Consider the following 10693-nt stretch of genomic DNA (forward strand, 5'->3'; position numbering starts at 1 on the left):
TTGAAGACGACGAGGTAGATAGGGCAGAGGTGGAAGTGTGGTAACACATGGAGCTGACTGTTACTAATAGGTCGAGGGCATAACCAGAACAGGTGATAGGAACAAGATGGATGAAAAAAACTTTGTATGCAGTTTTGAAGGTACATGTGAAATAAAAATGTTGAATGACAGTTTTGGTTGTTCAGCATTTTTTTTGTATACTAAAAGATAAGAAAAGGTATAAGTGATTAAAATTGTACTTAGGAAAAAACTTGTATTTCATATGAAAATAACGTACAATAAATTCGACAATTTAATAATGAAGGTTATTTGAAGAAGGAGACAACACATGAAAAGAAGAGTGACAAGTATTCTTTTAGTGTTCACAATGGCTGTTTCTATTGCACTGACAGGTTGTTCAGGTGATAAGAAAGAGACCAAGTCGAAGACGGAGAATGAACTTTCAGGAAAACCAGTCGAAGGGGGAACCATCAAAGTAGGTATATCCCAGGATTTAGACAGTCTTGACCCACATACGGCAGTATCGGCAGGAACGAAAGAGGTTTTATTCAATATTTACGAAGGTCTGGTAAAACCAGACAGTGACGGAAATTTAGTAGAAGCTGTAGCAAGCAGTTATGAAATTTCAGATGATGCAAAGAAATATACATTTACTTTGCGTGATGGTGTGAAATTTCATAATGGTAATGAAGTTACAGTGGATGATGTAAAATATTCGATCGATCGATGCGCCGATACTTCTAATGGAGGTCCATTAGTATCGGCGTATTCTATTATTGACAGTGTAAATATTCTGGATGATAAGACTGTTGAGGTTTGTCTGACAGAACCAAATACAGAATTTCTGGCATATATGACAACAGCAATCGTACCGAAGGATTCTGCTGATACACTGGCAACAAATCCAGTGGGAACAGGCCCATTCAAATATGTATCCCGCAATCCGCAGGAAAATATTATTCTTGAGAAAAATGAAGATTATTGGGGTGAAAAAGCACATTTGGATAAAGTGGAATTTAAGATTGTTGCGGATGCAGATATGTTGATAACAAACTTAAAGGGAGGTTCCATTGATATGGTCATGCGTCTGACAACAAGCCAGGCAGCAGAATTGAAAGATGGATTCCATATTGAAGAAGGAACAATGAACCTTGTACAGGCATTGTATTTGAATAATGCTGTAGAGCCTTTGAATAATGAAAAAGTCAGACAGGCTCTTTGTTATGCAATCAATCCGGATGAAATCATGGATATGATGGCAGATGGAAAAGGTGTTCGTGTGGGTACAAGCATGTATCCGGGTCTGAAGAAATATTTTGACGACAAGTATACAAATTACTATGAGCAGAACTATGATAAGGCAAAGAAACTGCTTAAAGAAGCAGGATATCCGGATGGATTTGATCTCGAAATCACAGTAAGCTCAGCAGATCAGCCACATGTGGATACAGCACAGATCATCCAGGAAGAACTCAAGAATATTGGTGTTAATGTGACAATCAAACCGGTAGAGTGGGAAGTATGGCTGGAGGATGTATATTCAAACAAAAATTACCAGTCAACAGTGGTCGGAGTAGATGCATCAGCACTGACAGCAAGAGCAATGCTGGAAAGATTTACAACAGACGGTCATGGAAACTTTATTAATTTCAGCGATAAAGAATATGATGAAGTATTCAAGAAAGCAATCGCAGAGACAGATGATACAAAGCAGACAGAGTTGTATAAAGAGCTGGAAGGAATTTTGGCAGAGCGTGCAGCAAATGTATATATTCAGGATTTGGTAAATCTGGTAGCAATCAGTGATAAATTTGATGGTTACAAGTTTTATCCATTATATGTGCAGGATATGTCTACAATGTATGCTGTAGAATAATATGTCATGCACAGAATGACATGCATTTCACAGAAAGAATGACAAGGACATTTTAGATAAAAAAGAAAGTAAATCTGGCAAAAACAGATTGCCGGATGTTATATCAGGAGGGTAAGTATGAAATACGTAATCAAAAAAATTACAGGTCTTATAATCGCATTATTAATTGTCAGTATGCTTGCCTTCCTTGCTTTTGAAATCATTCCGGGAGATCCGGCCAGAACAATTCTCGGGACAGAGGCAACAGAGAGTAAGGTCCAGGCATTGCGGGAGGAGATGGGATTAAACCGTCCTTTGCCGCAACGATATGGACAATGGGTGACAGATTTCCTAAAAGGTGATATGGGAACATCATATTATTATCAGGAACCTGTCTCGAAAATGATTGGAGATAAAATACCGATTACTATAGCAATGACAGTGATCGCATTTGTATTCATTTTGTTATTGACAGTACCAGTCAGTTTGCTCAGCGTTCGGTATGAAAATCGATTTATTGATCGCTTTTTCCTAATATTTAATCAGATCACAATGTCGATACCTCCATTTTTTATAGGGATTATATTTACGGTGTTATTTGGTTTGATATTTCACTTCTTTACACCGGGAGATTATGTTTCTTATACAGAAAGCGTGAGTGATTTTATTGGATATTTAATATTACCATCTTTGGCAATCGCATTGCCAAAGGCTGCAATGACAATAAAAATGTTTCGGAATTCTTTAATCACAGAAATGCATCAGGATTATGTAAGAACAGCATTTAGTAGAGGAAACAGTCCGGGGCGAGTACTGATTTGTCATGCCTTTCGAAATGGAATCCTTCCGGTTATTACATTTTTAGGAGTAGCAATTGCAGATATTATTGCAAATAGCATTGTAATAGAGCAGGTGTTTGGGATTCCGGGAATGGGGAGAACACTGATCTCATCTATTTCTAAGAGAGATTATCCTGTAGTAGAAGCGATTATTGTACTGATTGCAGTAGTGATACTTGTTATTAATATGATTACAGATTTAATGTACAAGGTACTGGATAAGAGAATTGAGATATAAATATGAAGAAAATAAGTTTGAAAAAGAAAAGACAACAGAATATATCACACAATTATGCAACAGGCCTGGCAATCACAATAGTGATGTTTGTTCTTATTTTGATTGGCATGTTATGGACGCCATACAATCCGGATGCGATGCAAGGATCATTAAAATTGCAGGGACCGAGCCTGTTACACTGGTTCGGGACAGATCAATTTGGAAGAGATGTGTTGAGCCGTGTCTTAAGCGGGGCAGGAAGTACATTACTAATTGCCTTAGGAACCATTATAATCGGTGGCGGAGCAGGGATTATTATAGGAGCTGCGACAGGTTATTTTGGCGGCTGGTTTGACGAGGCATTAATGAGGATTAATGATGCAGTTGCAGCATTTCCAAGTGTATTACTTGCACTTGTGATAATCAGTATTGCAGGGACAGGAAAATATAAAGTTATGATTGCACTTGGGATTGCATTTATCCCAAGTTTTGCACGTGTAGTAAGAGGCGAATATATGCGGCTTCGTGAAGCTGATTATGTGATCAGTGCAAAATTAATCGGCGTAAAGACACCACGGATTTTGTTTGTACACATGCTGCCTAATATTTTGCCGGCACTATTATCAGCGATAGCAATAGGATTTAATAATGCAGTCTTAGCAGAAGCAGGGCTTAGTTATCTGGGAATCGGAGTACAGCCACCAGATGCTTCACTTGGAAGAATGTTGTCAGAATCACAGACTTATTTGGCAAGTGGTCCGTGGTGTGCAATTTTTCCAGGACTATTTTTAGTATTACTTGTTCTTGGAGTTGGATTGTTAGGAGAAGGGATTCTAGATCAATTTGGAGGTGGAAGATAATGCTGAAAGTAGAAAATCTTACCATTCGTTTCGAAGATCGGGAAGCAGGACAGGAAGTGGTAAAGGGAATTTCTTTTTCCGTAAAGGAAGGGGAAATACTTGGGATTGTCGGAGAATCTGGTTCAGGGAAAACAATGACAGCTCTGACTGTGATGGGATTGTTAAAAAAACATGCATTTCTGGATAGCGGAAACATTTATCTGGAAAATCTGGATTTGCTGCAATTAAATGAAAAACAGATGAGAATGGTTCAGGGAAATGATATTAGTATGATATTTCAGGAGCCAATGACCTCTTTAAATCCAACGATGAAAATAGGGCGACAGGTGGAAGAGGCATTGAAGCTGCACACCAATATGTCCAAAAAAGAAAGACAGGAAAAAGTATTAAAAGCATTGGAAGATGTGGAACTGGAAAATCCTGAATTATTGATAAAAAAATATCCATATGAATTATCGGGCGGTATGCGTCAGAGAGTGATGATCGCAGCTGCAATCGTGTGCCGACCAAAGTTGTTGATTGCAGATGAACCGACAACTGCATTAGATGTAAATACGCAGGAAAGTATCCTGAAGTTGATGAAGAAGTTAAATCAAAAATACAAGATGAGTATTTTATTCATTTCACATAATTTACGTGTAGTAAATGAAATTTGTTCGCGAGTGGTCGTAATGAAAAATGGAGAAATCGTAGAAGAGGGAGAAACAGAAGAAATATTTAAAAACCCACAACATGAATATACAAAGCAGTTGATAGAAGCAATTCCTACGCGTGTACAAAAGAGAAAAATAGTGCTGAAATAGAAAAATAATGTTACATATAGTAGAAAATGCATATAAATGGAGGAGGAAATAGGATGCAAGATAAAGTATTGGAATTGAGTAACGTGAATGCCTATTATAAAGATGGTAAAGTGCGAAAACAGATTCTAAATGATATTTCCTTCACGTTATATGAAGGTGAGATAGTCGGACTCGTAGGAGAAAGCGGAAGCGGAAAGACGACATTATGTAAATGTATTCTCGGGTTGCTGAAGGATTACGAAGGGAATATCATGCATTATACAAATCGGCCACAGATGGTTTTTCAAGATCCGTTTAGTTCATTGAATCCAAGAAAAACGATAGGCTGGATTTTAGAAGAACCTTTGAAAATACAAGGAAAAAGGTCAAAAGAAGAGCGAAGAAAAAAAGCAGAAGAAATGCTGGAGCTGGTGCATTTGCCGAAAGAATTTTACAGCAGATATCCAAGAGAATTAAGTGGAGGTCAGAGACAGCGTGTCAGCATTGCCTTGGCATTGATAACCGGGACGAAGTTTGTTCTGGCAGATGAACCTCTTTCCGCATTAGATGTAACTGTGCAGGCACAAATCATACAACTGTTGAAGGAGTTGCAGGAAAAAGAACGGATTAGTTATTTGTTTGTATCACACGATTTGGATGTGGTGGACATGATATGTGATCGTGTGCTGTATCTTAAGGATGGTGTCGTGAGGGAAATCTAATAAATAGTGTATGGACTAAAACTCTTCCTTTTGGAATAGGTAATCCATAAAATGCTGGCGTGCTGACTTGCTAAGTTCACGACTGACGCCAATCTTACTTCCGTTATCCATAAGAAACATCGTTCCGTCGAAATCAACTGCATGTTCCATGTTAATGATTGTCCCTCTGTTGCAGATAAAGAAGCGGGAATCCTCTATTAACGGAGCTGTAAATGTTCCAAAAGACTGTCGGATGACAAGTTCTTTTCCAGTTGTTGTAAAAATGCGGATCATATGAGAAAAATGTTCTGCGTAAATAATTGTCTTGAACGGCACCTGAAGGTCGCTTCCGTTTATTTTCAGCTCAAGTATTTTCTCAGGAGCCGGAATCCGGGATAAAATCTCATCGAACAAAGAAATAAGATCCTCTTCACTATACGGCTTTACAAGATAGTGCATAGCACGGACTTGAAAACCTTCCAGCGCGTGATCTCGTGATGTGGTAGTAAAAATTAACATACAGTCTTTATTGAATTTTCTAAAATTCCTTGCAATCTCAATTCCGTTTATACCATCCATATAAATATCCAGAAATAAAACTGTGAAGTTTTGATTTTTTGAAGCTTCAAGAAAGGCCTCTCCGTTCTCATACTCACAGCAATGAAATTCTATATTTTTCTGAAGTAAAATCTTTTCTAATCGTTTTCGTAGCAGAATACGTTCTTCTGCAATATCATCAACAATAGCAATTGTCATACGAAATCCTCCCCAAATTTGTATCTGTTTAGAACAGATACGAAAATCTTGACATAATGCTAGTATACCACAGAATAACGACTCGTGCCATTTTCTGACAATTCGTGCCAACAATATTGATAAAAACGGTGTCAAAAATATAATGATAGTAAATATGAATGTCAGAAAGCAAATAATACGGGCAAGGAGGAAAGCTAAATGGAAAAAATAAAAAGAATACTGGCAGTATTTTTGATGGGGATGATGATTTTTACAGAAATTCCGCTTAGCGTAAAAGCAGCGGATTCTAGTGGAAGTATGTCTACAGATATGGAGACGAACAGTGAATTATTTATTACATTGGAAGAAAATACAGGATATCGGTGGAACGTAGATAATATTGCAGAGAAAGGAAATGATGTACATCTGGATACCGGTGAAGGTAATAATTGTCGTTTCCGTTTGGATAAGATAGAAAACGGATGGTATGGAATTAAACATATTAAGGTGAATGGAACTGATCGTTTTGTAGACGTAGAACATGAAAGTACTAAGAGCGGTGCAAAGCTACATTTATGGGAAAGTAGTGATAGCAAAGTGAAAGGAAAAGAACATCGTCAATTTGCATTTTATTATCTCGGAGATGATGTGAACGGAAACAAAAGATATTATATAAAGAATAGAAAAAGTGGAAAATGGATTGGCTACGAAGGGAAACTAAACAATAATAATCCAAATATCATTCAGACAGAAGAAAAAGACAGAAAGGTCTGGATAGTCACAAAATCAGTAGTTCCGCTTACCGGAAAAGAAACCCAGGTTTTAACAGAAGGAGACACCACAGCAGTTTGTGAAATCCACCAGGCAGGAGCATTGGAAGCAATCAACAGACAAGGGAATACATCATTGCCTGGAGAATTAGTACTTTTTAAAAAGATGGGAATCGCCAGTAAATGGAAACTAGTCTGGTATCCGGAGTATCATGCATATCGGATTGAAGCAATTTCAGATGGAGAGGGAGATACAAGGTATGCTCTGGATATTATGGGAGAATCAGGGCGAAACAATACTCCGGTCAATATTTGGGATAAAGAAAGTTTCGATAGAAACCAGAACACCAGTCAATTATGGCGTTTCTTTAGACAGAATGATGGAACATATAAAATCCAGAATGCCCGAAACGGTATGTATATAAACGGGCAAACCTACAATGATGTGTTGCTTTGTCCTACAGCGTCACTTGTAGACTTGTCAATTCTGGAAGGAAGCAATAGTGAGACACAATATAATTACGCAGACGAATGGATGGCAGAAATCCCGGATGATGCGCTGCTTTCATCAGTGAACATTCCGGCAACACATGACTCAGGAACTGCTGCGGTTTTTCAGGATGCCCTTCCTTATATTTCTATGACCTCTTGTCAGTATCTTTATTATAGTGAACAGTTAAATGTAGGGGCACGAAGCTTCGACATTCGAGGAAATGCAAAAAAAGATGATGCATCAGCACAAGATGTCATGATTATACATGGTGGGGATAGGATACAGTGTGAAGATAAATATGGAAATGATCTTACATTGAAGGATATTTTTGATACGAGTCTTGGATTTTTGCAAAAACACCCAAGCGAAACAATCATTCTTACAGTAAAACCGGATGATGGTTCCGTTGTTGGACTGGAACATGCAGTTGCTGAATTTATAAAAAACAATGCAGGGCATGTTTATACTGGCGGAAATATTCCATCAATGAAAGAAGCTCGTGGAAAAATTGTATTTATGCGAAGATTTGAGCTGAGTCAGAGCTATTCAGAGGACTGGCTTGTACGTGCGATGGGACTGAATATTACAAATTGGGATGAAGTCAGTTATAGAGATTATAAATATGCATACAAAAGATATGATGATGGTATTAATCATGTCTATATCCAGGATGCCTATAATACTTATGAAGGCCTGCTCGCTTCTGTAAAATGGGATTACATATTAGGAACGATGCAACAGACGACAGAACAGGATAAAAGTCATCCGATAGACTATAATTCATGGGTATTTAATTATACCTCTTGTGCACGTGGATTTCCTTTGGAGCTGACAAAAGAAATTAATCCGAGATTATTTGAGGATAAAGACAACTGTATTGACAGCAGATATCTTGGAATGATGATGTTGAATTTTATTAATGAGCCTATGTCCAGATTAATTTATGAGACAAACTTTGGCATGAAGTTTGAGCCAAAGCTTCCAATACCGGAAATAGAAGTAGAATGTGGACAGACACTGGCAGAAGCAACCTTGAAAGGCATAGAAGGTGCTCCGGCCGGAAAATGGTTATTCAAAGATGCAGATCATGTTGTGACAGATGAGGAAGTAGCAAATCAGACGAAATTTGAACTTATCTTTCAACCAACAGATAATAAAACATATAAAAATGTTACGATGCAGGTTCCGGTAAAAACAGTGAAGAAAACAGAAGTAATCACAGCATATATCGGATGCGAAGAGATTTCTTATGGGGAAATACCTAAGATGGCGTACGCAATTGTACCGGCAGAAACTATAAAAGCAGAGGAACTAGAAACATTGTTTGCAAATGTTACTAATGAAATGAAGGTTCAGGAAACAGGTCAGTCATTAAATGAAGTGATTGACGAGGGAATTTATAAAATTGATTGTCCAGAGACAGTAGGTGGTTTCAAAGTAAAGTGGATTCATTTGAAAGAACATGATCTGGTTGTCAATCCGGTGAGCGTAACAGCGTCAGAAAATACTGTGTTGGAAAACAGTTTAGTAACAGAGAATGCGGTGGAAAGTGGTTCAGTAGCAGGGAATATAGAAGAAAACGGTTCGGGAGTAAGTGTCGCAGAAGAAAGTAGTGCGGTAGCCGGAAGTAGTATACAGAGGATAGTGGTTCGTGCTGATAAGAAAGCAAAAATGTACGGAGAAAAATTGACAGCTGCAGATCTCACATTTACAATCAGTGCTTCAGAAGAAGCAAAGCTTCTTCCGGGAGATACAATGGACAGTCTGGGATTAACTTTGAAAGCAACGACAATTGAACCTGAAAATATTCTCAGTGGAAGCACGACAGATAAAGATGGGGATGAAATTTTAGATATATATGGTGATGTAGGGAAATATCTTATTCAGAAAGACAATGCAACAAACACAAATTATGATGTAGTAGTTATTCCGGCATTTTTGAATGTATCTCCAAAAGAAGCTGTTCTAGTATGGAATGCTGAAACTCAGTATACATATACAGGAAATGCATGTGGAATAGAGGCAAGGGTTAAATCTGACAGTCTTCTGGGAAATGATAGTTGTGAGATAAAAAAACTGTTAAATGCAGAATGTACAGAAGTAGGAAAATACAAAGCAGTTGCAATAGGTGTGACAAATGCGAATTACATTCTTTCAGGAACAAGTGGGATACATGTGTGGGAATACGAGATTTTGCAGGCCGATCCAAGCGTAACATTTCCTGATATAACGGTGACATATGGAGACAGTTTAAAGAAAGCAACACTTTCCGGTCAGTCAGGAGAAGGTGAGTTTAGGTTTGCTGATGATACAGTAGTACTTACAGTGGCAGAGAATCAGAGTGGACATGAGATGATTTTTACACCATCTAATCCGAATTATAAAACGGTTACGTCAACGCTTCCGGTAACAGTCCAGCCAAGGAAACTTGTGATTAGACCGGATCGTGCGGAAAAGGAATATGGAAAGACAATCTCAGAATATACGTGGTCAATTATAGACGGAAATCTGGCGGGAGAAGATCAGACAGAGAATCTTGACATTGAGGTTACATTGACAGCTGGAGATGGAGAAAAGGAAAACTGCAAAGTAGGTTCCTATAATATAGTAGAAAAAACTCCGCTGGCAGCAGGCAATGCAAATTACGCAGTGTCTTTAACACCGGGAACACTGCGCATCCAGCCAAAACCATTAGGCGTTGCATGGAACACAGATGGAACAGTGGTATATACAGGAAAAGAAGCAAATGTATCAGCAGAATTTACAGGTGTATTGTTTAAGGATGATTGTAAAGCAGTTGTAGAAGGTGGAAATGCAGTGAAGCCAGGAAAATACACAGCTAATATTGTCAGAATGACTGGCGAACAGCGTGATAATTATGTTCTCAAAGGAGAAGACTCGGAATATCAGATGGAATACCAGATTGTGAAGAAAGAAGAAATGAAGCAGCAAGATACGAAAAAGCCTGATACAAAAGCAACACCAGGTAAACCAGTGAAAAAAGTAAAGACAGGAGATACCTTTAGCTGGATATGGATTATTACAATGGCAGGGGCACTTGTTGTGATAGGTGGAGTAGGTTATTTTATAAAAAGAAAAAGGAAGTGATTGCTATTTAGTTCACGACGGACTCTAAGCAAGAAAAGACTGTGCACTCCTGCTCAACTTCGTCGGGCAAGCCCGACTCCAATTCGCTGGATTGCATAGTCTTTTTCTTGCTTTGTGGTGTATCGTGATTGAAATAGGTGGAATGATGAAGGATTTACTTTTCTGGCGCCTGATGTATCTATATCATGAGGTTATTTGCTGTCGCAGATGCTTTTTTGAGACTATGAAGAAAAGTCTGTAAATTAGATTCTTCTATGATAATGATGGGCGAAAGGCTTGAAAAATCAGCTTTTCGCCCTTTGTTTATATATAACAGTTACTAAAACGCATGTC

7 protein-coding genes and 1 rRNA gene are annotated in these 10693 nt (G+C 38.1%); 7 read left to right on the forward strand and 1 reads right to left on the reverse strand.

The window, feature by feature from the left end; translation table 11 throughout:
* The 6 genes from LQE94_RS16060 to LQE94_RS16085 form a co-directional block, all read left to right on the forward strand.
* Positions 1–87, forward strand: a 23S ribosomal RNA gene (locus tag LQE94_RS16060); the annotation flags it as partial.
* 241 nt (positions 88–328) lie between these two features.
* Positions 329–1876 carry an ABC transporter substrate-binding protein gene (locus tag LQE94_RS16065; RefSeq protein ID WP_240578189.1) on the forward strand — a complete coding sequence of 516 codons (1548 nt, stop codon included), beginning with the start codon at positions 329–331 and terminating at the stop codon, positions 1874–1876.
* Positions 1877–1993: 117 nt separating this feature from the next.
* Positions 1994–2932: an ABC transporter permease gene (locus LQE94_RS16070; protein WP_240578190.1), complete on the forward strand. Its 939-nt coding sequence runs from the start codon at positions 1994–1996 to the stop codon at positions 2930–2932.
* A gap of 2 nt (positions 2933–2934) precedes the next feature.
* On the forward strand, positions 2935–3771 hold the full coding sequence (locus LQE94_RS16075; RefSeq protein WP_240578191.1) for an ABC transporter permease: 837 nt from the start codon (positions 2935–2937) through the stop codon (positions 3769–3771).
* Entirely contained in the window at positions 3771–4574 is an 804-nt protein-coding gene (locus tag LQE94_RS16080) for an ATP-binding cassette domain-containing protein (protein WP_240578192.1), read from the forward strand. Before LQE94_RS16075 ends, LQE94_RS16080 begins: the two co-directional genes overlap by 1 nt.
* Before the next feature lie 53 nt (positions 4575–4627).
* Entirely contained in the window at positions 4628–5275 is a 648-nt protein-coding gene (locus tag LQE94_RS16085; RefSeq protein ID WP_118689120.1) for an ABC transporter ATP-binding protein, read from the forward strand.
* Positions 5276–5290: 15 nt separating this feature from the next.
* Here LQE94_RS16085 and LQE94_RS16090 read toward each other — a convergent pair whose 3' ends face one another.
* On the reverse strand, positions 5291–6010 hold the full coding sequence (locus LQE94_RS16090; protein ID WP_240578193.1) for a LytR/AlgR family response regulator transcription factor: 720 nt from the start codon (positions 6008–6010) through the stop codon (positions 5291–5293).
* Between the two features lie 198 nt (positions 6011–6208).
* Between LQE94_RS16090 and LQE94_RS16095 the strand changes: the two genes are divergently transcribed.
* The gene (locus tag LQE94_RS16095; protein WP_240578194.1) at positions 6209–10360 is read left to right on the forward strand and encodes an MBG domain-containing protein; all 4152 of its coding nucleotides are present in this window, start codon (positions 6209–6211) and stop codon (positions 10358–10360) included.
* The last annotated feature ends 333 nt before the right edge of the window (positions 10361–10693 follow it).

This window comes from Mediterraneibacter sp. NSJ-151 (assembly GCF_022487435.1).
In the GTDB taxonomy this organism is placed as follows: Bacteria; Bacillota; Clostridia; order Lachnospirales; family Lachnospiraceae; genus Schaedlerella; species Schaedlerella hominis.

What these genes read in the sequence shown, in the direction of transcription:
- LQE94_RS16065 (WP_240578189.1), top strand. Translation starts at nt 329, where the DNA reads ATGAAAAGAAGAGTGACAAGTATTCTTTTAGTGTTCACAATGGCTGTT.
- LQE94_RS16070 (WP_240578190.1), top strand. Translation starts at nt 1,994, where the DNA reads ATGAAATACGTAATCAAAAAAATTACAGGTCTTATAATCGCATTATTA.
- LQE94_RS16075 (WP_240578191.1), top strand. Translation starts at nt 2,935, where the DNA reads ATGAAGAAAATAAGTTTGAAAAAGAAAAGACAACAGAATATATCACAC.
- LQE94_RS16080 (WP_240578192.1), top strand. Translation starts at nt 3,771, where the DNA reads ATGCTGAAAGTAGAAAATCTTACCATTCGTTTCGAAGATCGGGAAGCA.
- LQE94_RS16085 (WP_118689120.1), top strand. Translation starts at nt 4,628, where the DNA reads ATGCAAGATAAAGTATTGGAATTGAGTAACGTGAATGCCTATTATAAA.
- LQE94_RS16090 (WP_240578193.1), bottom strand. Translation starts at nt 6,010, where the DNA reads ATGACAATTGCTATTGTTGATGATATTGCAGAAGAACGTATTCTGCTA.
- LQE94_RS16095 (WP_240578194.1), top strand. Translation starts at nt 6,209, where the DNA reads ATGGAAAAAATAAAAAGAATACTGGCAGTATTTTTGATGGGGATGATG.